The organism is Methylobacterium guangdongense (assembly GCF_038442355.1).
GTDB classification, from domain to species: domain Bacteria; phylum Pseudomonadota; class Alphaproteobacteria; order Rhizobiales; family Beijerinckiaceae; genus Methylobacterium; species Methylobacterium guangdongense.
In genome coordinates, this window is sequence record NZ_JBBXMX010000024.1 from 23329 (window position 1) to 49679 (window position 26351).

Annotated in this window: 26 protein-coding genes and 1 pseudogene; 5 read left to right on the forward strand and 22 right to left on the reverse strand. The window is 65.7% G+C overall.

Annotation, left to right across the window (positions count from 1 at the left end):
- Nucleotides 1-179 precede the first annotated feature (179 nt).
- Nucleotides 180-1385, forward strand: coding sequence for an L-dopachrome tautomerase-related protein (locus AAHG09_RS27465; protein WP_342110778.1), 1206 nt, complete (start codon nt 180-182; stop codon nt 1383-1385).
- Between the two features lie 432 nt (nt 1386-1817).
- Here the strand turns inward: AAHG09_RS27465 and AAHG09_RS27470 are convergent, their stop codons facing one another.
- Nucleotides 1818-2258, reverse strand: a complete 441-nt coding sequence (locus AAHG09_RS27470) for a DUF421 domain-containing protein (RefSeq protein WP_132368816.1) — start codon at nt 2256-2258, stop codon at nt 1818-1820.
- Between the two features lie 2 nt (nt 2259-2260).
- Nucleotides 2261-2755 (reverse strand): hypothetical protein, encoded by a 495-nt coding sequence (locus tag AAHG09_RS27475; protein ID WP_342110784.1) that lies wholly within the window; start codon nt 2753-2755, stop codon nt 2261-2263.
- Between the two features lie 473 nt (nt 2756-3228).
- On the opposite strand from AAHG09_RS27475, the gene AAHG09_RS27480 reads away from it, so the two are divergent.
- Nucleotides 3229-5913, forward strand: coding sequence for an MHYT domain-containing protein (locus AAHG09_RS27480; protein ID WP_342110786.1), 2685 nt, complete (start codon nt 3229-3231; stop codon nt 5911-5913).
- 292 nt (nt 5914-6205) lie between these two features.
- Here the strand turns inward: AAHG09_RS27480 and AAHG09_RS27485 are convergent.
- Nucleotides 6206-6426: pseudogene (locus tag AAHG09_RS27485) on the reverse strand (transposase); the annotation flags it as partial.
- A gap of 395 nt (nt 6427-6821) precedes the next feature.
- On the opposite strand from AAHG09_RS27485, the gene AAHG09_RS27490 reads away from it, so the two are divergent.
- The gene (locus tag AAHG09_RS27490; protein WP_342110788.1) at nt 6822-7523 is read left to right on the forward strand and encodes a response regulator transcription factor; all 702 of its coding nucleotides are present in this window, start codon (nt 6822-6824) and stop codon (nt 7521-7523) included.
- A 241-nt stretch (nt 7524-7764) separates the two neighbouring features.
- Here the strand turns inward: AAHG09_RS27490 and AAHG09_RS27495 are convergent, their stop codons facing one another.
- The 18 genes from AAHG09_RS27495 to AAHG09_RS27580 all read right to left on the reverse strand — a co-directional run bounded on the left by AAHG09_RS27495 (nt 7765) and on the right by AAHG09_RS27580 (nt 21916).
- Nucleotides 7765-8118, reverse strand: coding sequence for a hypothetical protein (locus AAHG09_RS27495; RefSeq protein ID WP_342110790.1), 354 nt, complete (start codon nt 8116-8118; stop codon nt 7765-7767).
- A gap of 29 nt (nt 8119-8147) precedes the next feature.
- Nucleotides 8148-8618, reverse strand: a complete 471-nt coding sequence (locus AAHG09_RS27500; protein WP_342110792.1) for a hypothetical protein — start codon at nt 8616-8618, stop codon at nt 8148-8150.
- A complete protein-coding gene (locus AAHG09_RS27505; protein WP_342110794.1) occupies nt 8615-9106 on the reverse strand; it encodes a hypothetical protein in 492 nt (163 codons plus the stop codon). Before AAHG09_RS27505 ends, AAHG09_RS27500 begins: the two co-directional genes overlap by 4 nt.
- A 61-nt stretch (nt 9107-9167) precedes the next feature.
- Nucleotides 9168-9359 (reverse strand): hypothetical protein, encoded by a 192-nt coding sequence (locus AAHG09_RS27510; RefSeq protein ID WP_342110796.1) that lies wholly within the window; start codon nt 9357-9359, stop codon nt 9168-9170.
- Between the two features lie 323 nt (nt 9360-9682).
- On the reverse strand, nt 9683-10372 hold the full coding sequence (locus AAHG09_RS27515; protein WP_342110798.1) for a response regulator transcription factor: 690 nt from the start codon (nt 10370-10372) through the stop codon (nt 9683-9685).
- A complete protein-coding gene (locus AAHG09_RS27520) occupies nt 10369-10896 on the reverse strand; it encodes an MxaH protein (protein WP_342110800.1) in 528 nt (175 codons plus the stop codon). The genes AAHG09_RS27515 and AAHG09_RS27520 overlap by 4 nt, the downstream gene beginning before the upstream one ends.
- Nucleotides 10893-11870: a YncE family protein gene (locus AAHG09_RS27525; protein WP_412760099.1), complete on the reverse strand. Its 978-nt coding sequence runs from the start codon at nt 11868-11870 to the stop codon at nt 10893-10895. Before AAHG09_RS27525 ends, AAHG09_RS27520 begins: the two co-directional genes overlap by 4 nt.
- Nucleotides 11871-11908: 38 nt before the next feature.
- Nucleotides 11909-12442, reverse strand: coding sequence for an SRPBCC family protein (locus tag AAHG09_RS27530; RefSeq protein WP_342110804.1), 534 nt, complete (start codon nt 12440-12442; stop codon nt 11909-11911).
- 2 nt (nt 12443-12444) lie between these two features.
- Entirely contained in the window at nt 12445-13449 is a 1005-nt protein-coding gene (locus tag AAHG09_RS27535) for a vWA domain-containing protein (protein WP_342110806.1), read from the reverse strand.
- Nucleotides 13446-14042: an MxaK protein gene (locus tag AAHG09_RS27540; RefSeq protein ID WP_342110809.1), complete on the reverse strand. Its 597-nt coding sequence runs from the start codon at nt 14040-14042 to the stop codon at nt 13446-13448. Before AAHG09_RS27540 ends, AAHG09_RS27535 begins: the two co-directional genes overlap by 4 nt.
- Entirely contained in the window at nt 14039-15115 is a 1077-nt protein-coding gene (locus tag AAHG09_RS27545) for a vWA domain-containing protein (RefSeq protein WP_342110810.1), read from the reverse strand. Before AAHG09_RS27545 ends, AAHG09_RS27540 begins: the two co-directional genes overlap by 4 nt.
- A gap of 1 nt (nt 15116) precedes the next feature.
- On the reverse strand, nt 15117-16022 hold the full coding sequence (locus AAHG09_RS27550; protein ID WP_342110813.1) for a nonribosomal peptide synthetase MxaA: 906 nt from the start codon (nt 16020-16022) through the stop codon (nt 15117-15119).
- Nucleotides 16023-16024: 2 nt separating this feature from the next.
- Nucleotides 16025-16882 (reverse strand): DUF58 domain-containing protein, encoded by an 858-nt coding sequence (locus AAHG09_RS27555; protein WP_342110815.1) that lies wholly within the window; start codon nt 16880-16882, stop codon nt 16025-16027.
- Complete coding sequence (locus tag AAHG09_RS27560) at nt 16879-17910, reverse strand: AAA family ATPase (RefSeq protein ID WP_342110817.1); 1032 nt, start codon at nt 17908-17910, stop codon at nt 16879-16881. The genes AAHG09_RS27555 and AAHG09_RS27560 overlap by 4 nt, the downstream gene beginning before the upstream one ends.
- Nucleotides 17911-17979: 69 nt before the next feature.
- Complete coding sequence (locus AAHG09_RS27565) at nt 17980-18270, reverse strand: methanol dehydrogenase [cytochrome c] subunit (protein ID WP_342110820.1); 291 nt, start codon at nt 18268-18270, stop codon at nt 17980-17982.
- Between the two features lie 79 nt (nt 18271-18349).
- On the reverse strand, nt 18350-18949 hold the full coding sequence (moxG, locus tag AAHG09_RS27570; RefSeq protein ID WP_342110822.1) for a cytochrome c(L), periplasmic: 600 nt from the start codon (nt 18947-18949) through the stop codon (nt 18350-18352).
- Between the two features lie 49 nt (nt 18950-18998).
- Nucleotides 18999-19901 (reverse strand): methanol oxidation system protein MoxJ, encoded by a 903-nt coding sequence (gene moxJ, locus AAHG09_RS27575; RefSeq protein WP_342110852.1) that lies wholly within the window; start codon nt 19899-19901, stop codon nt 18999-19001.
- A gap of 125 nt (nt 19902-20026) precedes the next feature.
- Entirely contained in the window at nt 20027-21916 is a 1890-nt protein-coding gene (locus AAHG09_RS27580) for a methanol/ethanol family PQQ-dependent dehydrogenase (RefSeq protein WP_342110824.1), read from the reverse strand.
- A gap of 399 nt (nt 21917-22315) precedes the next feature.
- Here AAHG09_RS27580 and AAHG09_RS27585 point away from each other — a divergent pair, with 399 nt between their 5' ends.
- On the forward strand, nt 22316-23074 hold the full coding sequence (locus AAHG09_RS27585) for a S1 family peptidase (protein ID WP_342110826.1): 759 nt from the start codon (nt 22316-22318) through the stop codon (nt 23072-23074).
- A gap of 843 nt (nt 23075-23917) precedes the next feature.
- On the opposite strand, the gene AAHG09_RS27590 is transcribed toward AAHG09_RS27585, so the two are convergent.
- On the reverse strand, nt 23918-24982 hold the full coding sequence (locus tag AAHG09_RS27590) for a catalase family protein (RefSeq protein WP_342110828.1): 1065 nt from the start codon (nt 24980-24982) through the stop codon (nt 23918-23920).
- Between the two features lie 255 nt (nt 24983-25237).
- On the opposite strand from AAHG09_RS27590, the gene AAHG09_RS27595 reads away from it, so the two are divergent.
- Entirely contained in the window at nt 25238-26320 is a 1083-nt protein-coding gene (locus AAHG09_RS27595; protein ID WP_342110830.1) for a catalase family protein, read from the forward strand.
- Nucleotides 26321-26351 lie beyond the last annotated feature (31 nt).

The window sequence follows — 26351 nt, forward strand, 5'->3', positions numbered from 1 at the left end:
ATCCGGCGAACGACCGCTTGGAGAAACGCAAATGACGTTCCCAGCGGCGGTGAGGGAAGATGCGCAACCCCGGCACTGGGCATACGCCCGATGTTTACCCGGTGCGAGCGCTTACCCGTGGCGGGGAGCCGAGATCGTGCTGAGGAGTTGGCTGACATACCTCTCAGAGAGTGCCCACTATGAAACTTTTAGCGAGCGCCCATTTCGGTCTGGTCCTGGTCCTGATGTCCAGCACCGCAGTGTTGGTGGGGCCCGCCGCAGCCCAAAGTCGCGCTCCAAACGAAGGCAACCTCACCCAGATCGCGAGCTTCGCGCATCAGGTCACAGGGATCACCGTGAGCCGAGACGGACGTATGTTCGTCAACTTCCCGCGTTGGAGTGAGGACGCTCCGGTCTCGGTTGCCGAGTTGAAGGATGGCAAGCCGGTCGCTTATCCGAACGACGACTGGAATAGCTGGCGCAATGCTAGAAAGGACGAGGTCGATCCCAAAACCCACTTCGTCTGCGTTCAGAGTGTCGTCGCCGACGGTCAGGATCGTCTTTGGGTGGTCGACGCCGCCGCACCGGCGATGGCGCATGTGGTCAAGGACGGAGCCAAGCTCGTCGGTATCGACTTGAAGACCAATCAGGTCGTGAAGACAATCCCGTTCGATACCAACACAGTGATGCAGGCCTCTTACATCAACGACGTACGCATCTCGCCCGATGGCAAGACCGCTTACCTGACGGACTCCGGGGCTGAGGGGGCGTTGATCGTGGTCGATCTCGACAGCGGTTCAGCCAAACGCGTGTTGTCCGGCCACCCCTCGACGATGCCGGACAAGAGCGTGACCATACAGTACGACGGCAAGCCACTACGTCGCCCCGATGGGCGCGGCGTCGAGTTCTCCGCCGACGGTATTGCACTTTCACCTGACGGCAAGACGCTTTACTGGCAGGCTATCAAGGGTAAGACCCTCTACAGCCTCCCGACTGAAGCACTGACAGGTTGGGCCACGGCATCATTCGTGCCCGAGTTGCTGAGTGACAGAACCCTGAGCGGGAAGATCGCCACGGTCGGCGAGAACGGACCGGCCGACGGGCTACTGATCGCCCGCAAGGACGGGCGGATGTATGTCACCTCACCGCAGGACAACGCAGTGAAGGTCCGCGACCTGACCAAGCCGGACGGTGGTCTGACCACGCTGGTTCAGGACGACAGGCTCCGCTGGCCGGATACGTTTAGCGAAGGGCCCGATGGCACGATCTACGTGACGACGTCCCACATCCAGGATTCGGCGGATTACAAGCCCGGCGCTCCTATCAGCTTGCCGACCGAATTGTGGGCCATCAAGACTAACCAAGCCGCTGTCACAGGGTCGACCGGTTCGGGAACCGCCCGCTGAAGACAGGCGGGATCCTGTATCGCGACACAAGAGCCCGCCCAGTAACCGCCGCGGCGGGCTCCTTTCGATGAGACACCCGCCGCACGGCATCCGCTGGAACTTTATTCGAGCAATTGTATCACCGTCGCAAAGACACGTCGCTTTGCGGCAGCCACTTTGAGTGATCGATTCTCCTGGAGCGGCAAGGTGGGAAGAACGAAGTCCCAACTCGGCCCCGGAGCATTTGCACCCTTCTCGGCGGCGCCGAGATCAACCACCATCTGCTTCCTTCGAGCTTTATTCCATAGCCGGCCAGACGGCTTTCCACACCGAGCCGAAGCGGGCATACGACTGATGAACGGCCGCTTTGGCGAGGCGCCGACAGCAGTATCGGCGACTGGATTAGCTTGGTTCGATCCCGTCTGCTTGTTCGACACGCCTGCCTCGAACCGGTCAGCTCTTCTCGATGACGGAGACCTTGCCGTCCCGCTCCACGATGGCGACCGCGACCTTCGCCAAGTCGTCCAGCCCTTGCTGGCGCGCCGCCGTGCGCACATCGGCCTGCTGCATGCGCAGGCGGCGCATGTTGGTCTCGTCCCAGTCGCCGTCGCGGTAGACCACGATGGGCGTGCCGTCGACGATGCGCTCGAACCAGACGAAGCGCAGCTTCAGCCACGAAACCGATACGTGCATCAGCCCGACGGTGAAGAGCGCGCTCATCGCACCCGTGAACGAGTGGTCGTCACCCAGGATGGCGCTGACACTCAGGCCGCCGAACAGGAACAGCACCACCATGTCGATGGGTGCCTGCTGGCTGGCCGTGCGCCGCCCGATCAGCCGGATGACGAACAGCACGATGAGGTAGGCCGCTGCGGCCTTGACGACGGTGTTCATGGTCAGGGCACCGCGTACTGGGACCAAGACAGGGTCTCGCCGGCATCAAGCCGGGCCGTGAGGTTCACCCCGCCGCGGAAAACCGGAGACCCGGTGAAGCGGATCAGCGCATGGCTCTCGCCGGCTTGGACCGGGAAGACGAGGCGGATGCCGCTGCCCGCGGCCTCCCAGGTCGCCGGCCGCGGCGTGATGCTCTCCAGGCCGAACTGGTCGACGAGGTCCTTGGCGATTGTTACCGCGACCCTGTCGCCCCCCGGGGGAACCTTCGTGTCGAACTTGATGATCGTCGGGGCGCCGAAGCGCACCACCGGCTCGTACCGGATGCTGATCGACCCGTCACCGTTGGACAGCGCGCGCTCGCTGAACGGCCCATGCCCGAGCAGGCCGGCGGCGCAGATCAGCACGAAGCCGAGCATGGCGAACCGGCCTGCCATCTCGGCCCATCGCCAGCGCTGTTCGAAGGCCGGGTAGAACCCGTTCGCGATCTCCACTGGCATCGGAGGATCGTCGTGGATGACTTCCAAGGCGTGCGTCCTTCCGGGTGCGGCTACTTCCGCGCAAACACTCAGGGGGCGGGATCTGGCGCATACCGAACAATCGGTGCTGAACCGAGCCGTTCAGCAGCCATCATAAGCGTGACCGTTTTCCGGGCCGCGGCAACTCGCTGAGCACCGCGAACGGACGCGTCGGCTAAGGCTTTGCTGCAGATCTGTGCCGAAGCCAAGGTGCGCCTCAGCCCTCAGGGCTCTCGATCATCCAAGCGCCTAGCTGTCGTCAAACAGGACGGGCATTTGCGGCGACAGAGCATCCTAAGCGCGCGTGCTGCGTTGGCGATCACGTTTGCGCCATGCCGCCAGAGGCTCGCGCAGACGCATTGAGATATCTGTAGAGGTGTCGAGCGCACGTCCGCTCGGCGGGATGCTCGTAGACGCTACCTGGGGATGGCCCGAACCCGTGTGTGAGCCCGCCTATGATCCACACCGGTTATAACCCGCTCCTCGTCGCCCTCTCGATCGCCATCGCGGTCTTCGCCGCCTACACCGCCCTCGACCTCGCCGCGAGGGTGCCGGGTAGGGCTGGGCCACGCTGGGCTTGGGTCGGCGGTGCAGCCGTCGCCATGGGTGGCGGCATCTGGGCGATGCACTTCGTCGGCATGCTCGCATTCGAGATGGGCCTGCCCGCCGCCTACGATCTCGGGCTCACGCTCCTCTCGCTCGCCCTCGCCATCGGCGTGACCGGCGCGGCTTTCGCCTGGGTCGTCTTACAGGGCACTGGTGCGGGAGCGTTGGCCGTCGCCGGACCGTTGATGGGCCTCGGCGTGGCGGGCATGCACTACGTCGGCATGGCGGCGATGCACGTGCCGGGCAATCTCGCCTACGCCCCGGCCATCGTCGTCCTATCAGTGGCGATCGCCGTTCTGGCCGCTACGGCCGCGCTCTGGCTGGCGTTCCGCCGCAGCCGCCCTTGGCAGAAGCTGGCCGCTGCCTGCGTCATGGGCTTGGCGGTGGCCGGCATGCACTACACCGGCATGGCCGCGGCGACCTTCACCGCCGAGGAGGCCGGCGCCCATGCCGCACACACCGTGACACTCAGCGACAGTCAGCAGAACCTCGCCCTCGCCGTCGCCGCGGCGACGTTCCTGATCCTGCTCCTGGGCATGCTGGCAGCCTCACTCGATCAGCGCCGGGTGCAGCGGCGACTACACCGCAGCGAAGAGCGCTTCCGCGCCGCCGTGCAGGCCGTCAACGGAGTGATGTGGACCACCGGCGCCCAAGGGGCCTTCGAGGAGGATCAGCCCGCCTGGGCCGCCCTGACCGGACAGACCTTCGCCGAGATGCGCGGGGACGGTTGGACCCACGTCGTCCACCCCGACGACGTGCTTGCGACTGCGGCGGCTTGGGCGGAGGCGGTGCGGACGGGCGCGCCCTACGCGGTGGAGCATCGCGTGCGCGTCGCCGATGGAACTTGGCGGTACTTCCTCGCCCGCGCGATGCCGGTGCGCGACGAGGGTGGGGCGGTGCGCGAGTGGGTGGGCGTGCACGAGGACATCACGGAACGGCACGCGCACGAGGCGGCGCTGCGCGATGCGCGCGACGCGGCCGAGGAGGCACAAGCCGCCGCTGAGGCCGCCAACCGTGCCAAGAGTGAGTTTCTGGCCAACATGAGCCACGAACTGCGCACGCCGCTCTCGGCCATCATCGGCTACGCGGAGATGCTGATCGAAGAGGTTGAGGACGGCGCCGAGGCGGACGCGATCGCCAGCGACATCGGCAAGATCGAGGGCAACGCACGCCATCTTCTGGGCCTCATCAACGACGTGCTCGACTTGTCCAAGATCGAGAGCGGCAAGATGGAGGTCTACGCCGAAAGCTTCGCGGTCGAACCGATGCTGCGGGATCTGGCTGCCACGGTCGCCAGCCTGATGACCAAGAAGAGGAACACGCTCACGCTCGAACTCGCGGCTGATCTCGGCGACATGCACTCGGATCTGACGAAGACCCGCCAGATCCTTCTCAACTTTTTATCGAACGCCGCCAAATTCACAGAGGGCGGACAGATCCACCTTGCGGCCCGACGAGAGGTGGATCATCCGGAGGGCGATCGGTTGGTCTTCGCCATATCGGACACCGGCATCGGCATGACGGACGAGCAGACCGCGCGCCTGTTCCAGCGCTTCGAGCAGGCGGACAGCTCGACCACGCGCAGGTTCGGCGGGACGGGGCTCGGGCTGGCTTTGACGAAGGCCTTCTCGGAGATGCTGGGCGGCACCGTATCCGTCGCCAGCCGCAGCGGTGCGGGCTCGACCTTCACCTTGACCCTGCCCACGACCTACGTCAGGCCCCCAGACAGCCGAGCTGAGCCGCAGCCGATCGAGATCGCGGACGATGCGGTCGATGCGGGGACGAGCGGAGAACTGATCCTCGTCATCGACGACGACGCGGCCCAGCGCGAACTCATGACGCGCTTCCTGCGCCGCGAGGGCTTCCGGGTGCGGGTCGCTGCCGATGGTCAGACCGGACTGGACCTCACTCGCCGGCTCCGACCGCGCGCCATCCTGCTCGACGTGATGATGCCCGGCGTGGACGGCTGGTCGGTGCTGAGCCAGATCAAGGCCGACCCAGAGCTGTGCGCGATCCCCGTGGTCATGGTGACCGCGGTAGACCAACGCAATCTCGCGGCCTCGCTCGGCGCGGCCGATTACATGCTGAAACCTGTGGACTGGACGCGGTTCAGCGGGGTCATGGATCGCTATCGATCCTCGGGGACGAACACCCGCGGTGCCGTCCTGATCGTCGAGGACGATCCCATCGCGCGCCTGTCGATGCGGCAGAGCCTCGAAGACGACGGGTGGAGCGTCGCGGAGGCGGAGGACGGCGAGCAGGCCCTTCGCAGTGCGGCTTCCACACCGCCCCAGGTCGCTGTGCTGGACCTGAACATGCCGGTCATGGACGGCTTTACCTTCCTGAGGCGGTTCCGCGAACTGCCCGGCTGCGCCGCGACTCCCGTCATGGTGCTGACGGGGCGGACGCTGTCAGCGGAGGACCGTTTGGCGCTGCGTGGGGCGAGCCAAGTCCTGAATGCCGGCGATCTCAGCTCAAGCGATTTGGTCGAGCGGCTGCGGCTGCTGACCTTGCCCACGGTGATTGGCGAATGAGCCATTCTTAGCGCTGGGACTTATCTGGGATAGGCCTCGTCGGACCACGTCGCGGTCTGCTGTTGCGGCAGACTAACTCCGAAGCGGACCGGCAGCTTTCGGCCAGACTACGCCAAGCTAGATCGCCAGGCCGCGCAAAACCGGCCGCTCGGCTTTGCGCCCAACCCGGTCATTCAGCATCTTCCTCCTACTTCTCCAAAGCAGACAAACCCCACGACGCAGTTCGTCTGCGGAAGGAGCGGTCTGCCAGTCTGAGATCACGACACTGCCACGTCCGTCGTCGGTCCGGGCTCCAGAAGCCGCGCCGCGACCAGCGGTTGAAGCGGTTGTAGATCGCGGTGCGCGGGCCGTAGTCGGTGGGGCAATCGCGCTAGCAGCAGCCCGACATGAGAACATGCAAGATGCCTAGATGATCTGCCGGCCGTCCTTTCGCTCGGGGCCGGGCTGATCCTTGGGCATAGACGGCTCGATCACCGCCCAATGCTCATACGAGAGCCGGAACAGGTTTGCTATTGCAGCCTCCACTTTGCAAGCCGCGGCCCGGAGGCACAAAACTATAGGCAATACAATGCTTTCATTTGGCTCACGCGCGGCATGGTCTGGAGCCTCTGCTCCCAAACAGTGAAAGCCCTTTCAAATCGCTTGACGAATGACATCCACTCATACCATATGATTATTTTATCATAATAATATTATTATTGAAAATAACGCCAGTCGGGTAGCGAATGCCCCTAAATAATTTGCAAAATTGTCCTAATATATCCGCAATATCACAGTAGCGCTTCATATTGATGCCTGTATTCTGGACTTTTGAGTGGGAAGATGCGCCAATCCTCGAAAGAAATGTCCGGGCGTGGCTGAGAACACCAGGCTCAACCCAAAATTTGAAGCTCGAGAACATCCGTTCAATGACCTTGATCCTGATCGTTGAGGACGATGGCGATATTCAAAACCTCCTGGCGCGAGGCCTCATGGCGGAGGGCTTCGAGATAGGCACCGCCGCGCGCGTCGACGAAGCGCTGAAGGCAGCGCATGGCCCGGCTCCCGGGGCCGTGATCCTCGACATCACCCTATCGGATGGCTCAGGTCACGACGTTTGCCGATCTCTGCGGGCGGACGGGTTCTCAGGTCCGATCCTGTTTCTGTCTGCCCGTGATGAAGTCAATGACCGAGCCGAGGGGCTTGCGCTCGGGGCTGACGACTACATCGTCAAGCCGTTCGTCTTCGATGAGCTGTTGGCGCGCCTACGCACCCAGTTGTTGCGCCGTGAGCATGCCGAGGCCGCGCGCTCGCGCGTCACAATTGGCAAACTCGTACTCGACTTGGATACCGGCCGCGCGAATTGCGGCGCGTCGACCATCAAACTGACCTCTCGTGAAGCCGACCTTCTGGCGCTGCTGATGAGGAACGTCGATCGGCCCCTCTCCAGGACAGAAATCTATGATCGGCTCTGGGCAGATCACGGTGGGTCTTCGCTGAACGTGGTCGACGTCTACATCGGTTACCTTCGCTCGAAGATGACTGACCTTATGCGTCACGGTGGTCTATGCCTCGCCACAGTTCGAGGCAAAGGCTTCTTGCTGGAGCGGCGCGGTCTCAACTACCGCTGACACAGGGGGGGCGAGATCTGATTGTACTAAGAGGCTCGCTCGATGCCCCCAGCTTGACGGACCTCGCCAGCGGCCACAGCTGACAACGGCGCCGTTCGTGTGCGCAGCGAAACAGCCTCGAACCGACGTGCAGACACTGCTGATCTGGGATCGAGCATGCAGCGGCACTCCAGATCGCGTGCAACCGTACGCACGGCGGCGATGGCTGGCGATCGAGAATGCCGCCGACCTGATGGCTCGGTCACCGTGGGGAAAATACGCCAGGGATGATCGTACCGCTCTGGCCGAACAGATCTTGAGCCCGCTTGCAGCTACCTGAGATATCTTTCTGGTAAGCGGCCAGATAGGATCTCGCTTGGAGCATCAGGATGTCGCGGTCCAGTTCGGCCGGATCGACACCCATCGCCTGTATCGCCCCCTTGAAGCGGTCCTGGTTGGTCCGGAGCTTGTCGCAGTGCAGATTCACGAAGCCGACCAACCCGGCGAGTTTCGCGGCGTTGCGCTTGGGGGCAGGGATGTCCGGCATCTCTTCGGCCCGCGGAGTGACTGCGCCGAGACAGAGGATAACGACCCAGAGAAGGGCGTGGCGGTGCATGAAATGTTCCTTCTAGCCCGGCATCCGAGTCACCGGTCGATGCAGTTCTGTAGGTAGCGTGTCCGGGCCTGCTCCATGGCGGTGAAGTCCGCCATGCTCGCCGGGTTGCGCAGTTCCGGATCCTCGGGGAGCCGGCCGAAGATGCGCGACTCCGGGTCGAAGACGAACGGGCGCGCGCCGGTATAGTTGCCCATGCGGTTCCGGACCTCGACGGCGCCACAGATTGCACCTTGCCGGCCCCGCCGAAGCTCCGTCACTCTGGCGTCTGTGCTGGGCAACGCCCGGCCGACCGCGTCGAGGATGGCCTGTACCTGCGCCTGCCCGACGGTCGCATCCGAGCCGTCGACAATGTTTTGGGCGCGGGCAGGCTGGGCCTCCGCAGCGGGGACGGCCCCGACGAGCAGGCAAAGGGTGATTGCACCGCCAGCCGGCGATCGCAAAACGGACGACAGGCCTGCCCGCCCATGAGCCCGCGCCTTGGCTACGGCGGCCAGCCTCATGCCCCGCCCCCCTGGCGGCAGCGGCCGCCGAGGTTCTTGTAGCGGATGCTGCGCAGTCCGGCCTCGAACCAGATCTTGCCCGGCTCACGCGGATCGTAGCCGTAGAGGTTGATCTGCATGTCCCCTTCCGGGGCGTGAATCGCAGGCGGGCTGGAGGAACCGTCGAAGGCCCACTGTGGCGATGGCCCGTCCTGGCCGCCGAAATTAGTTTGGCTTCCGTCCCGTTCGCGTTGGAAGAGCAGCGAGACAGCCAGCGCGGACGGAATACCCTCGACTCGGAAGTAGAACCCGACGAACGGGGTCTGATCCGCGAAGTTGTTGAATTCGCAGTACAGGAACGAGGCCGATGTCCGTGGCCCAGCGATCAAGCGCTGGGCCGGCGCGGCGACCATTTCCGGGCCGGACCGGTCGGACCTGACCAACGATGCGATGATCGGCACTGCGAGGATCGCGGTCGCGGCGATCGCGGCGAACAGGACGCGTTTCACGGCGGAGTGTGCCGGTTCGCCCACTTCGCCGCCGCGCGCCCGGCGACGGCCTGACCGGCTATTAATCATCGGATGGTGAGGCACCCTGCAGCGATACGCATGTGCGAACCATGTCGCTCAACGTCAGCTGCTTCGTATCGCCAACATTGGCGATCTCCTCCAGACAGCGCATGAAGTATTCTCGTGTCAGGTCGGGTGACAGCGTACTCATCGCCTTGCCCATGCGGTTCGTGAAATCGATCTTGTCGGACATCGAAGCCCGCGGCCAGGATGATGCCAGATCGTCTATCTTTAGACGGGCCCACGCCGGACCAATCAAAAGAATGGATGAAGCTAATGTAGTGGCTATAAAACTTTTCACTGGTCTACCTCGCTTATCGATATGACATTCATGTGGTGTCGAGCACTTGTACAGAGGCAGACACCGTGACGATCCGGCGACAAACCCAGCTTTGCACTGTCGAGACGTCCTGTGTTCGCGTCTTGACACCGTGGATCCGGATGTTGGCGGGGTGAACTCCATCCGATCGGACTCGGCTGGGCGAAGGGAAATGTCGGGCGAAACCGATCGGTCGCTTAGGTCCTCACATCGATATGCGAATGGGCGACCTGAATGAGATCAACCAAGCTTTCAGCGCCAAGCTTCACGCGAATGGTCGACATCACACTGATGAGGCTGCGGTATTTGATCGGCAAAATCGCGACGATATCCTTATTGGATTTACCCCGTCCGATCAGCGATAAGATCTGCAATTCTCTTGCGGTCAGGCTCCCAAGCGGATCCACATGGTCGCGAGCGTCCAGCATCGCGATTTTTGTCGCGATGTCGTGCGGCAGGTATCCGCGCCCGGCCTGAACGGTCGCGAGCGCTTCCAGCAGCGTCGCGATGGGCGCGTGCTTGAGGGCGAAGCCGCGCGCACCGACCTTGAGCGCGTGCGCGACGATGACGGGATCGTCCGTTTCGCTGAACACCAGTATCCGCGATGCGGGATTGGCGGCGCGCATCTGGCGGATCAAGGTCAAGCCGGATAGGCCGTCGTCCTCGAAGTACAGATCGGTCACGACTAGTTGCGGCCTATGATTGTGGAATGCCGCGTAGCCGGTGGCGATGTCACCCGCCTCCAGCACATGCGCGATGCCAATCTTGCCCGCGAGCCGGCGGAATCCCTCGGAGATGACCGGGTGATCGTCGATGACGAGGAGCGCGTCATGCTTGAGCGAAGGGGCCCGCTTGGTATGCGAAGGCCTCTCCATCACCGGGGTCATGGCGCCCTCCTGTTCTCGCTTCGGCTCTCATCGATCGGCTGGACGTCGTGCGCGGCGAGATCGGCCAAGGCCGCATCGTGGTCGAGCCCACGATTGCGCGTGTTGAAGTAGTGTTGGCACATCTCGCCGTAGAGGCGTTTGTGCCGACCGTGCCGGGCTGCGATCCGTCCGAGCCCGTCGATCAAGGCGCCATAGCGCTCGCCCTTGCCGACCTCCGCCAGCATCTGTCCGAGTTGGACCGTGCGGTTGGCGATCATGCGCGGATCTTCGATGAACCCGCTCGCAGCAGCATTCAGGGCCGTGCGCATCGACCGCACCGGCCCAGCGTCGGCCGGCAGGGGGTGACCGGCCTCGCGGCCCGCAAGCCATCGGGCAGGATCGGTGCCGTCAGTGGGCGCGAGCCAAGCCGGCAGTTCGCTCTCCGAAGTGCGGGCCACCACCGCCTGATCCGCCGTGTCTGCCCCGCCGCCGCGATCGCAGGCCGACACCGTCAGCATGGCGAGGATGACGAGCATCGGTCTCATCGCGCTATTCCTGGCGTAGCCCGACCAGCCAGCGTCGAGGCGGCTGCCGCAGGGGGCACCGCCACGATCGAACGCGGACCTTCGGCGACCGGGATACGACCGACAGTAGTCAGGCTCGTCAGATCGACGATCGCTATGTCGTCCGAGAACCAGTTGGCGACGTAGGCGCGATCCCCCCGGATCACTACGCCCTCCGGGTATTTGCCGACCGGAACGGTCGCCGTGATCGAGAGGGCGTCGGCATCGATCACCGAGACGGAAGCGGCATGCTGGTCGGTGACGACGATCCGGGCCCCATCCGCACTGATGGCGACCCCGTACGGGCTCGGCCCGGCCGGCACGGTCGCCAGGATCCGGCCTCCGGCCGTGTCGATCACCGTCATGTCGTTGCTGCGGACATTGGCGACGTAGAGCCGCCGACGGATCGGATCGTAGGCGAGTGCGAACGGTCCGTCCCCGACCGACAGGGCGGCGACGCGCACCATCCGGCGTGTATCGATCACGCCGACGGAACGGCTCTCCCGCTCGGCGACGTAGAGCCGCCCGTCTTCTCCGAGGGTGAGGTGGGCGGGATCGCGCCCGACGGCGACTTCACCCTCGACCGCCCCGTCCGAAGGCGCGATGCGCACGACCCGGTTGCCCGACCAGTCGCCGACATAGATCGCCCGCCCGTCCGGCTCGACCGCCAGCCCGAAGGCCTGGCCGGCGAAGGGCAGGTGGCGTGCCGATCCGTCCGGTGCGACCACTGTGATCGCGTGCCCGTCCGGATGGCTGATGTAGAGGCGTCCGCTCGCATCCGCGGCCACGACGGCCGGGGACGCCGTCACAGCCAGAGCGGCCGTGACGGCGCCGGCCGCGATCCGCGAGACCCGCGCCCCCTGCTGGCTCACCACCGCCAGATCCTGCGCCCCGGCGAATCCAAGGGGCCCCGACACGGCGATCAGCCCGATCGCCAGCATGGCGCACCGACGCATCCGCTGGACAAATCCCCGTCTGATGGTCCCGGCGGCGTTCATTGCGTCGCCCCGCCCTCCACCTTGGCCTTCAGGCCCTTCAGCCCGTCGGCGAAGTAGCGGTTCATCGCCTCCCGGCCGGCGGCGTCGGAGAGCTCCTCGGGCGGCTCGTTGCCGGTGTCGCCGCGATAGAAGCGGCCCATCCACTCGACCTTCGAGCCGTCGCCGTCCGGCGTCACCGTGAGGGTGGCGGAATACGACGAGACCGGCAGAGCCTTCAGATCGGGATCGGACATCCGGTAGGAATAGGTGTGCTCGGGGCCCTTCCATTCGTCGAGCCCTTCAACCAGCGTGCCACCCTTCTTGAGCGTGACCTTGCGGACGCCGCCCTCGGCGTCGCCACCGGTCGCCTCGACCTTCGCGACGTCCGGATGCCAGGCGCCGATGCCGCCGAACGGGCCGACGACCTTCCAGACCGCGTCCGGACTGGCGTGAATCGTGACCGTCTGATCGACCTTCTGCGGGGTCGGCCCATGAGCCAGGGCAGCGCCGGCCGCGAGGACGAACAGCAGGGCGGGGACGGTACGACGCATGGTCAGGTGTTCCGGGGACGCGAGACGGGAAGGCGGACGGGATTGCCGCGTGCGGACAGCGGTGCGGCGAGCAGCACGCCCAGCACGAGGAGCAGCGCCGCAGCGCCGAGGAACGGCCGGGGATCGATCCGTCCGGGCAGGGGCCGGGGCGTCGCCGCCGCGACGAGCGGCGTCGCCAGACCATCGGGTCCGTCGAGATGCGCGTAGGCGAGGCCGGTGGCCGACGCGAGGCTCTTCAGGTAGGTCTCGCGCACCGACGAGAAGTGCTCGGTGCCATGCGCGGCCGTTGCGCCGAAGGGGGCGTTGCGCGGCTCGTAGCCTTCCCGCATCTCCGCATCCTCCGGCGGCGGCCCGAAGCGATTCTCCTGCTGGACGTCGGTCTCGGTGTAGAAGCCGCGCTCGCGCCCGCGGTCATCGAATTTCGGGATCGGCGAGAGCCCGTATCCGCCTGCGCCGACGATCAGGCCGCGCACCGCGCCGGGCTTGGCGTCGAAGGCCGGTGTGCGCCCGGCGGGGAGCGGCGGCGTCTCCTGCCCGTCCGTGACGAACAGCAGGTCGACCCCTAAGTCGGCCGCCATCGCGATGGCTCGGTCGAGGCCGGCGGCGATGCGGCTGTCGCCCTCCCAGGCCATGCGCCAGTCCAGCGCCGCCAGCTCCCCGTCCAGCGGCGTAAAGTCGGCGCAGACCTCCACCGGCGTGAACAGGAGGAACGGGCGGCGCTCGGTGAACAGGCCGAGCGCCATCCGCGAGCCGCAGGGCACGTCGGCCACGAGACGGCGGAGCGCCAGCTTGACGGTTTCGAGCCGGCTCTCGGGATGCCCGTCGATCGTGTAGTCGCGGGTGTTCATCGAGCCGGTGATATCCACGACGGCAAGCACCGCGACGCCCGTGCGCGTCACCGGCACCGGCGGCACGACGAGCGCCAGGAGGACGAGGCCGAGGGCCAGCGCCAGCGCCTGGAAGCGACGCCCGCGCAGGTTGTGCGCCAGGGGCAGCAGAGCCATCATGGGCCCCCCTGCGGCTGGCCAGGGATGTCGGTCCAGATCTTCTTGGGATCGGCCTGCATCTCCTCGCCTTCCTTGCGCTCGAATTCCGGGTAATCCCGGATCAGGCGCGAGGCGACGTCGAGGTTGAACTTTGCGTCCCAGAACTCCGGCTGGTCGTGCAGGGCGCGGCGGTAATCCTGGCGGGCGAGCGTGACCTGCGGGCCGGCCTTGTCGAGTTCGCTGCGCGTGATGAGCGTGAAGGCGTCGCGCACCCGCGCGTTGGCGACGAGATAGCGCGCGCGCGCGGCGGTTTCGGGTGCGTTGGCCCGGTCGAGGGCCGCCACCAGGGGCTCGGTCTCTCCCAGCCGGTCGCGCTTGGCCAGGAACCGGACGCGCCCTAGGAGGACCTGGGCCGTCGCATCCGGACCGACCTCCAAATCCTTGCCGGCCTCCAGGGCGGCGATCACGGCGTTCGCCCGCTCCGCCCGCCACGCTGCGACGCCGAAGCCGGCGGCGGCCAGCGCAAACAGGATCGGCAGCGCGAGGAGCAGCTTCGGCCGCACGGGGGCCCAGCCGCGGCGTGCGGTCGAGGGACGAGGCCGGGGCGTTCTCATGCGGCCCTCCTCATGGCCGCGGGCCTCGGTGTCGCGCCGGACATCGGTCGTGCCGGAGCCGGCCGCCGGGACAGGTCCGCCTCGGCGAGGGCCGCCAGAACGAGGAGCACGAGGCCCAGACCCGCCACCGCATAAGCGACCCACGTCAGGTCGTGGCGGGGGCGTATCTCGGTATACGGGATCGGATCGCGCTCCAGCGCCTCGATCTGCGCGATCGCGTCGGCGACCGCCTGTGGCCCCTCGGCCTCGAAGGCGCGGTAGGGCACGCCGAGGCTCTTGAAGAACAGATCGAGGTGGCGCTCGGGCGCGGCCTGGGGTGTGTCCTCCCCGGCCGGTCGATCGTAGATCGATGGGGCGCCCTTCGTGCGCAGGAACAGCCAGTACAGGTTCGGCCGCAACTTCGTGAAGGTGGCACGGAGCTGGTCCTGCACCCGGGGGTCGATCACGGCGGCGCCGTCCGAGATGAACAGCAGCACCCGGGAGCCGCTGCCCTCCGGCCCGAACTGCGACAGCGCCAGCGCGAGGCCGCGGGCGACGTTGGTGTAGTCGAGGCCCGGCCGGTCGATCGCCGCGATGGCGGCCCGCACCGCTTCGTGCCGATCGGTCATCGGCATCACCAGCATCGGGGCAGTCGAGAACGCCGTGACGGCGAACAGGTCGTGGCTGCGTGCGCCGACGAAGCCCGCCAGCAGGCGCCGGGAGGCGGCCGCCTTCGACTCCTCCACGCCCGAGGGCTGACGGCCGGCGAAGGTCTCGTTCATGCTTCCCGAGCGGTCGATCAGCATCGAGACCTGCGCGCCGATGCCGATCCGGGTGATCCGCTCGCCCGCCCGATACGGACCGGCGAGCGCCAGGACGAGGCCGCCGAGCGCCAGGATACCCGCCGTCGTCAGAGCACGGCGGATCCAACCGGAGACCGGATCCATTGGGACGGCGGAGACGGCCGGGATCGCGGCCCGGTGCCGGCCGGAAGTTGCCAACGGGATCAGCGCGAGCGGCAGCAGCCACAGAACCCGCGGCGAGGCAGAGCCAAAGCCGGTGAGCCAAGCGAGAAGAGAGGAGATCGCGCCCATCTCAAGCCGCTCGCTCGACCGCCGCCAGACGGCGTAGGCTCGCCTCAATCTCGGACCGGGGGCATGCGGCCTGTGCAGCGGCTGGATCCCGGCCGAAAAACGCCCGGCGCGAGGCGGCGAAGAAGCGGGCCAGCGCGGCTGCCTCCCCCTGGAACGCCGGATGCCGGGCGAGGAACGCGGGCAGGTCGTCGGCCAGCACGCGGCGCGCGTCGGTCTCGTCGAGACCGCGATGGACGAGACGCAGGGCCTCGCGATAGCCGTCGCCATCTCGTCCGAGGCGACTCAGCGCCCGGGCGGCCCGCGTGAACGGCCGCTTGCGCCGACTGCCAAACCATGCCCGGTCGTAGGCCAGCGCAGCCAGGGACAGGACGGCGAGGCCGAGGCTGACGAGGGCCGCTACCAGGAGCGGCGTGGAGTCGAGCCGCCCGCCGCGCCCGTCCGGGCGCAGGTAATCGGCTGGATCGTCGCGCTGGGGGGGCTGGATCTCGCGCAGCGACGACATGCCGAGCGACCAGCCTGGAATCTCGGCTTTGGCCGACGTCGTGCCGCCCGCACTCTGGTTCTCCAGCACGACCGAGAAGCCCGGCACGACGACCTGACGTGTGTCGAGGGCCGCGTAGAAGGTCTGGTAGGTCAGGCGCAGGCGGATCCGGCCCGGTACCTCGTCCACGGCGGTGGCACGCAGGTCGAGCCAGTATGTCACCGGGCCCGGCTGCGGCAGCGAGGCCTTCTGGAGACTGAACCCCGGATCGACGGCGATATCGACCTGGGTGTGCAGGACATCGCCGAGGAAGTAGCCGAACGCCCGCGGAACGCGCACCTCGACGTCGCGGATTTGCGCGATCGCAGCCCCCGGGTGAAGGGCCGCGAGGAGCAGGGCGATGAGGGCGATTGACGCGATGCGCATCGTCACCTCGACAGCAGGTGACGGCTGAGGGCGTCCGCATCGAAGCGGTCGTAGAGGACGAACGGGGCACGCACCCCGGCCGTCACCGCGGCGGCCCTGAGCCGTTCACGGCGCTCGCGCTCCTGGTCGATCCAGCGCCGCCGGAGGCTCGGCCGCAGGAATACGAGGCGCCGGCCGGCGCCCTCCAGGTCTTCGAGTTCGGCCAGCCCCCAGTCCGGCAGACCCTCGTCCTCGGCACTGTCGGCGAGAAGCACCGGCACGGTGTCGTGCAGGGCCAGGGATGCGAAGACCCGGCCGATGAGCGTCTCCGGCCAGCGGAAATCGGAGATGACGAACACGAGCTTCGGCCGGCCGGCCAGCTGATGCGCAGCGTCCAACATCCCCGCGGCACTGGTCGTCACACCTTCGACCGCCCCCAGACGGTCGGCCATCGAAAGCGCGGGACCGCGACGCCGGGTGGCCGGCAGATAGAGATCCCGCCGGATCGCCTCGTCACAGCCGATCAAGCCGAAACCGTCGCCGATCCGCGTCGCTGAACCGGCCAATCCCACACAGAGATCGCGGGCCAGCGCCATCCGGTCGGCCGCACCCTGAAACCGCATCGAGGCCGAGAGATCGACGAGCGCCCAGACCTCGACCGCGGTGCGGGCCTCGAAGCGCCGGACATGCACCCCCTCGAACGGGTCGCGCAAGGTCGCGCGCATGTCGATCCGGCGGGCATCCGGCAGGCTCAGGAACGGGACCTGATCGCGGTAGGTGCCCAGCCCGCCGGCATCCCGCCCGCGATGGGCGCCGACGCGGCTGCCCCGCGGCCGCCAGCGCGGCAGGTAGAGAATTTCGGCGGTCGGCCGGCCGCTCATGGAGCTGGCACCGTCTCGAACACCGCCCGGCACAGGGCCGGCACGATCTCGGCCCGGCGGATCTCGTAGATCGGTTCGAGGAACACCCGGTGCGCCATCACCTCGGGGAAGACCGCCCGCACGTCCTCGGGCACCAGCCAGTCCCGGCCCTCCAGCCAGGCGCGGACCCGGGCGGCCCGCACCAGGAAGGCGACGCCGCGGGGGGAGGCACCGCCCTGCACGAGCCCGTCCATGTCGATGTCGGGCAAGCGGATGCCGGCCTCGGCCGGCCGCACCAGGGCTTCCCAGAGTGCGACCACATAGGCTTCGATCTCGGGCGCGGCCTGGATTGCGTGCTGGATCGCGGCGCTGATGCCGCCGATGCCCGCGTGGTCGAGGACACCTTCGGCCACGCTCTCGATGAGGCGATCGGTGTCGTGGAAGCGTGGGTCGAACACCAGGGCGCGCCGGGCCGCCGCGTCGCGGGGGGCCTCCAGGCCGATCTCCATCAGGAACCGGTCTCGGGCGGCGGCCGGCAGCTCGAAGGTTTCCTCGCGCTCGACGCGGTTGCGGTCGGCGAACACTTGGAGGTTCGGGAACCGGTATTCGCGATTGAAGGCGCTGACCGTCCGCTCGGCCATGATCCGCAGGAGCAGCGCGTGAACCTGCGGCCGGGCGCGGTTGATCTCGTTGAAGAAGAAGACCGACAGGTCCTCCGCCCGGCGCAGCACGGGCCCGGGCTCGATTCGGGGCCGGCCGTCCTCGGCGAGGTAGGTGTGATAGATGAGGTCGGTCGGCATCAGGTCCACCGTCCCCTCGACGCGCTCGTAGGCGCCGCCCAGCGCCCGGGCGACCGCACGCAGCAGGGTGGTCTTACCGACGCCGACATCGCCTTCGAGCATGACGTGTCCGCGGGCGAAGATCGCGATGGTCACGAGGCGGATCGCCCGGTCCTGGCCGATCACGGCCTTGGCGACCTCGGCTTCGAACCGGGTTGCCGCGGCCCGCCAATCGATCAGCATCGCGTCGCCGGAGCGAGGGTTGTTCATGGCGGCCACTCGACGCTGTCTGGTCTGGCACGGATCGCGCTGTGACGACGATCCGTGCCCGCGAACTGGTTACTTCGACGAAATCTTGCTGACGTCGTACTCGAACTTGCCCGTCTTCTCCGCGTTGGCGATGCGCTGCTTGTTGCGCTCCTCCATCTGCTTGATGGACTCGGCCTGCTTGCTGACTTCCTTGGGGTCGTGCTTCGGATCGTACTTGGATCCGGCGACCTTCTCGGGGAAACCGGGCTTGGGCTCCCAGCAGTTGCCGGGCGCTTTGCAGGTCTGCCCGTCATAGGCGAGGGCCGGCACCGCCAGGATCGTCCCCGCGGCCAGAACCGCCGCCGTGATCATCATCCGCATCGTCAGGCTCCTTCTCTCCCAAAGTGGCCAGTCAGGCCGTTCGACCGCGTCCCGAACGGGCGCAGCATCGCGCGAACGCTCATTCCGCCAGTGGCTTGCACTGGCCGGGGGCGTCCTTGGCGAAGGTCTCGCCCTCCTTGAAGGGCGTGTAGGTCTTCTTCTGCTCGTCCGTGAGCCAAGCCGCGTCCTTCACCGGGCCCGTATAGAGATGCCGGATCCAAGCGATGACCTGCAGCATCTCGTCCGGATTGAGATCCTCGTTGTGCGGGCCCATCATGCCGTTGGCACCGCCCCACAGGGTGGAGAACAGGCCGACGTCTTCGGTGTTGGCCGGGTAGGTCCAGTAATTGTCATTGAGGCCGGGCCCGACCTTGCCCTCGGCGAGATGGCCGTGGCAGCCCGAGCACGAGGTCAGAAACAGGCTCTCGCCGTTGCGCAGGCAGGACTTGTCGTCGATGTAGATGTTCTTGCCGGTCTGGAAGAAGGTCTGGACGGCCTTGGTATCGCGCCCGCCGGGCTTGCCCTCGTTCGTGTCCATCACCTCGCCGGTGATCGTGTTGTGGAACTGGATGCCGGTCTGAGCCCCCGCTTGCGGTTGAGCCAGGACGACCCCGCCGACCGATACGGTCGCGAGACACAGACCGATCAGGACTGGAAAATACGGCTTGTAGTAGGACATGCGTGGTCCGAGACTCTGATGATGACGGGGGGCGTGCAGGCGAAGGCGGCTAGTTCGTCGCCGCGACGGGCACGCCGTCCTGCTTGAGGATCGCCGCGATCTCCGGCTTCGCCTTGGTGATGGCCGCGTCGAGGGCGCCCTTCAGAGCCGGGTCGTCCTTGCGCACGCCCATCGCCTGGTCGAACATTTGAGGCATGGGACGTCCGTCGCTGCTCACCGTGTCGTTGGGCACGAGGGTGATGCGCAGGGGCACGGTCGAGGCCTGGACGTAGCGCGCCACGTCCGGGGCGAAGGCAACACCGACGTCGGCCTTGTCGTTGGCGACCTCGCTGACGATCCGGGCCGGGTCGATCTGCGTGTACTGGTTGCGCGGCGATCGGAAGTTCACCAGCGAGTAGAGGTAGGCCATGTCCTCCTCGTAGCGGCCGATATCTTTGAGCATCGCCTCGCCCGGGGAGCCGAACGGCACCACCATGTGGTCGACGCTCTTCAGCCGCGGGTCGGACCACGACTTCACGTCGAGATCCTTGTCGGCGCGCGTGATGAAGACGTAGCCGCTGCGATAATACGGCTTGGTGGTCAGCACCCGCGGATCGTCGCTGTCGAGGCCGACGACGACGTCGCAGATCTTCTTCTCCAGACCGTCCCGCACGAGGTAGATCGCCGGCTTGTCGAGCCAGACGAAGACCGGCTTCTTGCCCATTGCGTCTGCTACGGCGGTGGCGATCCGGTTCTCCAGCCCGGAACCGTCGCGCATAGAGAGCGGCGGCTGCTTGGCGGAGGCGCAGATGCGCAGGGACGCGGGGTCTGCCGGCGGGGCGGCGGGGGCTTTGCCCTGATCCGACTGGATGGCCTGGGCCTCCGATTCCTGGGCGATCCCCGGGACGGTGGCGAGGGCGAGGGCTGCGGCGCAGGTCGCCGCACGCAGGATCGATCGGCCGATCAGCGGCATCGGTTTCATTCCCTGATCTGATTCTTGTTCGGGTGCCGCGGTGCCGGACCATGGCGTGGTCCGGACGGAACCTCGTTCGAGGGTGGGGTCTGCCGGCCCACGAGCCGGCAGACCCCGGAGCGTCCTTACTTCGCAGCAGCCTGCTGGTACTCGCCGACGTTCGGGTCGTCGTACGGGCCCTTACCGTCGAGCGAGAACACCATCACGCCGCCGCCCATCTGGGTGTAGTTGGCGAGCTTCTTGAAGGCGCCCACCGCGCCGAGGCCGGCGGTCGGGTCCTGCAGGTCGAATACCAGACCCACGCCCGGCCAGCCGCCGACGCCGTAGTAGATGGCGACGTACTGCGTGCCCTTGTGGGTGTAGGTGATCGGGTAGCCGATGGCGCCCGACGGCAGCTTGAACTTCCAGAGGAGGTCGCCGTTGTCGGAGTCTCGCGCCTTGATGAAGCCATCCAGCGTCCCGTAGAGGACGATGTTGCCGGCGGTGGCGGTGGTGCCGCCCCAGACCGCGAAGCGCTCCATCTTCTCCCAGTTGAACTTGCCCGTGATCGCGTTGTAGCTCTTGATCTGGCCAAGTCCCTCGTAGTTCTGCCGGTCACCCTTCGGGCCGGGATACATGTTCAGCGTCGCGCCGACGAAGAACTGACCCGCCCGGTAGGGCAGCATGAAGGGCTCCCAATCCATGCAGATGTGGTTGATGCCCATGAAGAAGGCTTCACGCTTCGGATCGTACGAATCGTGGCCCTGGTTGTGGTAGCCCATCGCCGAGGGGCAGATGTCCTTGGCGAGGTGGTCCATCCGGGTGCCGTATTCCGGATCGCGGACCGGGGTGCCGGACTTCAGGTCGACCGACTTGAACACGTTGACGGTGTCGTCGATCTTGTTGGCCGAGACTAGCGTCCCGTCCGTCCGATCGAGGGTGTAGACGATGCCGTTGCGGTCCGGGTGGGTGAGGAGCTTCCTCATCTTCCCGTCCTTGTCCTTCTGCTCGGACAGCATCATCACGTTGACGCCGGCGTAGTCCCACTCATCGTGCGGGGTCTTCTGGTAGCCGAACTTGGCTTCACCCGTATCGGCGTCGCGGCCGAAGATCGTCATGGTCCACTTGTTGTCGCCGGGACGCATGGTCTCGTTCCACGGCGCCGGGTTGCCGGTGCCGAAGTAGATCAGGTTCGTGCCGGGATCGTAGGCATACCAGCCCCAGTTGGTGCCGCCGCCGATCTTCCAGGCGTCGCCCTCCCAGGTCGAGGTGCCGAGGCCCTTCTGGCCGTAATGCGCGTTGTGGATGTTGAAGTCCTTGGCGAGCAGCAGATCCTGGTCGGGACCGGTGGCGTAGGCACGCCAGACCTGCGCGCCGGTCTTCACGTCGTAGGCGGTCAGATAACCGCGCACGCCGAGCTCGGCGCCGGACGAGCCGATGATCACCTTGTCCTTGACCACATAGGGGGCGATCGTCAGCGTCGATCCGACCTTGATGTCGGAGTTCTCGACCTTCCAGACCGTCTCGCCGGTCTGGGCGTTCAGCGCCACGACGTTGCCGTCGAGCTGGGTCTTCAGGATCAGCGGACCGGTCTTGCCGTCGCCCGGCCAGTAGGCCAGGCCGCGGTTGACGAGGTCGCAGCAGGCGACCGAGCGGGCGGCCGGGTTCTGCTTCGGCTTGTCCTGCCAAAGGATGTGGCCCGGATCGTCGAGCCCGAGCGCGAAGGTGTTGTTCGGGAACGAGGTGTGGATGTACATCTTGCCGTCGACGACGAGCGGCGCACCCTCGTGGCCGTTGAGCAGGCCGGTCGAGAACGTCCAGGCCGGCTTGAGCTGCTTGACGTTGCTCTTATTGATCTGGGTCAGATCGCTGTAGTTGTTCGAGTCGTAGTTCTTACCGGGCATCACCCAGTTCTCATCGCTCTTCGACTGCTCAACGAGCTTGTCGTTAGCGGTCGCCATGCTGGCCATGGCGACGGGCGCCATCGCCAGGATCGCCAGGGTCGAGACCGAACGCGTAAGCCTTCTCGTCCTCATTATGCATCTCCTCGCCAAGCCGTCGCGCCTTCCGGCTTCGCGGCTGTTGTAATTATTGCGGTGCGCAATAGCGTTCCCGCTACCGCGCCGGACGTATGTTTTTCCGTAAAATGAAGAAAAACACTTTCTTATGAGAGACTTATTACATCCGTTGACGCATTCGAGTCCTATCAAACACTTCGTTACGTGTCTCTAGGAATTTCGATACTTTCGATCGGGATAATTTGGCAAACTTATTACGGAGCGATTGGACGCATGCTACGCGCTTGACCGCCGGCATTTGTCGGTGAGGATTGTCTGCCTCAAGGCGAGGCGTGCCGTGGCGGCTTGGAGGTCGGAATGAAACTGACTCGGTTGCGGCTTGGACAGCGCAGAACTCTGAGACAGACGAGGGCGCTGATGTTCGTGTTGTTGGCGCTCGACCCTGCCGCCGCTGAGCCCGTTCATCTTGCCGCCTTGTACCCACGCGATGAGCGGCGCGAACTGACGAGCTCGGATTTTGAACAGTATAAGGGCGCTGGCATGCTGTGGTGTCACCGCGCAGACGGTGTTCCGCAGAAGGCTGCCGCAGCTTGGCTGATCGCCGATCGATCGATCGTTATGCTGAACGCCCACAATTTCCGGGACCGTAAATTGGGCGTCACCCGTTCGATCTCGGATTGTTACTTCCAGATTGCCGGGCGCAACTATGATTTCGTGCCCAGTAGCCTCGTGCTCGGGACTGCAACAAACGCGCAAAATCTTCATATCACAGATGACTGGGCGATCTTGCGATTGACGCAGCCTGCTGATGCCGCCCCTCAACCTCTACCAGAACCTCAAAGGCTGCCCATCGGTGAAGTATCGATGCCCATCACCATGGTTTCGCCTGCCGGCCACGAAAACTACCGCGGTGCGACGAGCCTGGAGCATTGTACGATTCGAAGGATCGATCCGCCTAGCGAAGACGGGATCCGTCGCGTTCGACACGATTGTAATGATGGTTACGGGGGTTCCGGATCAGGACTGTTTGACGAAGCCGGTCACCTTGTCGCTATGCAGAGTGCCTCATCGGTCATGAACGCCAAGCGCGCTTTCGATCCCGAATTTCACTACGGCTCGGCTTTATTGATCGAAGGGCAATTGCTTGCGACTTTGCGTAAAGCGGCAGGCATTTAGGGCAAGCATGTATGGCATCATATCGTATTCAAAGATATGGTGCACTATCTATGTCATGAGACAAAAACAACACCCGCGTTTTTTAATGAAAACAAAGGGTCGATATTGGAATTTTATTCTAGAATAATTCGAATTATTCTTAGAAGACGGAAGATCGAACAATTTATCGTCAGACTGGTAAGCTCCACGGCGGCCATACGCCGCCTCACACGGTGAGGCTTTAGTCAGAGATCGGATCCCGCTCGCGCCGGGCCAGCTCCTGGCGCACTCGCTCTTTTACGTCATCGCGCACGGCTGGGCTCTGAAGCTTGCGTCGAAGGCTTTCTTTCGTGTGCCCTTCGAACGGCCGCTCCGCTTGCCAGCGCCGCCGTGACATCCCAATGATGGATTGCGTCAGCATCCTACTCCCCGCCCAAGGGCTGCTACCGCAACACAAAGCGACAGGCCAGAATCAACAGACGGCGCACTGCCAGAAGCCGGCTAGCTTGAGGTATGGCATTTCAGCGTCGGCTCGTGCTGTGCACCTCCGGTAGAAGTAGGACAGGGAAGACGCCACTCTGAGCCAATAGTGCCACATGGTCGAAGAAGATCGGCTATCGGGAAATGCCAACGACGGTCCGCATGGCCAGTCTGGGTCGTTAGGAGGCCGTCCGCTTTTCTAGGAGAACTGCTTCGAAGCGGCCATTCTGCTTACGGCCAGCCCCCGTCACGCAGGCGTTTGCCTTTGAATGACTGCGTCGGGTGGTTTCCTGTCCGACCGCTTTCGAGCGGATTAGCGATGAAGCAGACATCGCCGTTGCGCCCGAGCTAAGATCTGCAGCGTTGCATCTTCAGGATGTCGCTTCAGCGCACCGCACATGGCTCGTGGATCGGGCAGCGGTTGAACCGCTCACGGAACTCGGCCGAATGCCGATAGGGGGCGTTGCGGGCGCGGTTGATGTTGCCGAGAGGCCGGTGCGCCGCAAGGCCGGTCCACACGCTGAACCGCATCTCCTCGTCCACGGCCTGGACCCGTGCAGGATCCCAACTGTCTTGCGGTTGAACCCAGACAATCCCGACCCGCTGGAACGGTGCCTCGTCCTCCTTCCACTCCACCGTCGGGTCCTCGACCGGCTGCCGTTCGAGGTCACGGCAGAGTTGCACGCGGAATTCCCACTCGCCGGCGATGCCGGTCATCTCGGATTGAACGGTTTCGCGGATGGCGTTCGGGCGGCCGGAGGCATCGATCTCGGTGCCGGTCAGGGCGGTGAGAGCCGGCGCGACGGGGGCCAGCGAGAACTTGGCGATGTAATCGCCGTACCGGAACGGGGTCAGGCTGTAGTAGGTCTCGCCGAGCGGGTCGACATTGGGCGCACCGCCCAGAGAGCCGATGGTGGGGCTGTCGATGCCCACCGCATGCAGAGCCTTGTTGACGCCGCGCAGGACCGTAGAGGCGGCGACCTTCAGCCCCTCGGCGCGGTCCGTGGTGCCGGCCAGCAGCTTGAGGCTGCCCAAAAACTTCTCGGCGTTCGGCGCCTGGAACACCTTGCCGTTCACCATGATGAAGTTCTGGGTCGTCCCCTCCGCATCCGGCAGGCGCTCGCCCTCGACGTCCAGCACCTTGAGGGCGAGGCCTCGGGGCAGGGAGACCGCATCGGGGAGGATGTCGCCGGCGTTGGTCGACAACCGCATGTAGACCTTGTGCTGGCCGGGAGTGGCGAACAGGCCTTGGGCCAGTTCCGGCGGAAGGCCAGCATCAATGGTGAGCACCCCTTCGAGGATGCCGTGGGACTTGGCGTGAACCGAGCGCACGGCGTGCCCAGAATCCTCCGCGACCCGGTTCAGGATCTTATCGAAGGTCTGGTTGAGCTGCTCGATGGTCTGTCCTTCGTCCGGCAGCACCGCCTCGACGTCGGGAGTGTATCGCACCGGTGATCGCAAGGTCTGTCTCCCGCTGGCGGCCAGGACAGAACACCCGCTCACCCGACGACGTTCCGGGTTGTGCGGCATTCAATCGCCCATGAACGAGGTGGGGAACGGCAGGGGGCCGGCGCGGCTTGTCGGCGGTGCGGTCTTTCTATTTGCCAGGGCGCGGCCGCGATCCGGCGGCCTTCCGACCCCGCGTCCCGATCCCAGCCTTCGTGAAATCACCCCGCAGGCGGACGACACGTCGAGGATACGCCGATGACATTCCTTCGCTACGCTCCCGATATCGAGACGCCCGCCCCGGACGAGCAGAAGTCCATCGACGGCATCATCCAGGGGATGACCCAGCAGTCGCAGGTCGTGGAGAAGCGTGAGCACCGCGCGGTGCGCGCGAGCCACGCCAAGAGCTCGGCCTGCGTCGTCGGGGAGTTGATCGTTCCGGAGAACCAGCCCCCGGAACTCGCGCAGGGCCTGTTCGCTAGGCCGGGTACGTACGAGGTGGCCGTGCGCTTCGCGCAAGGGCCCGGGGAGATCCTGGGCGACCGGGTGTCGACCCACCGCGGGATGTCGATCAAGGTCTTCGGAGTGCCGGGCGAGAAGCTCCCCGGGCACGACGTCGACACTCAGGACTTCGTGCTCGCCACGGGCACGACCTTCCCGTCGGGCACCGCGGCGGGCTTCCTGCGCGACGGCACGGTCGTCGGGAAATCGACGGGCCTTCCGGAGGGCGTGAAGAGTGCCGTCGCGGCCACGGCTCGCAACCTCAACCGAGTGCTGCACGCGTTCGGCACCGAGAGCGCCATGGCCGATTTCCTCGGCCATCCCTACAGCCACCCGCTCGCCGACAGCTACTTCAGTCAGGCCCCGATGCGGTTCGGCGATTACGTCGCCAAGCTCGGGGCGGTGCCGGCTTCGCCCGCGCAACGGAACCTCGCTGAATGGCAGCTCGACCCGCACAGTGACGAGGACGGTTTCCGCCACGCGGCTGCGGCCTTCTTCCGCGACAACACGGTGGTCTACGATCTAAAGGCGCAGCTCTGGGCCGATGCCGAGCGGCAACCCATCGAGGATGCCTCGGTCGATTGGCCGGTCGCAATCAGTCCGTACCGCACGGTGGCGACGCTCCGCCTGCCCCGGCAGGATGCCTACTCCCCCGGGCGGGTTCGCTACTTCGACGAGGTGATGACCTTCCGCCCCGCGCACAGCCTCGCGGCACACCAGCCGCTCGGTTCGGTGATGCGGGCGCGGCTCCAGGTCTACCGAGCGCTGAGCGACTTCCGCCACCGGGAGAACGGTGTGACCGCCGAGAACACCGCCTCGCCGGAGAGCATCCCGGCTTGAGCCAACCCCTGCCCACATCACGCAGAAAGAA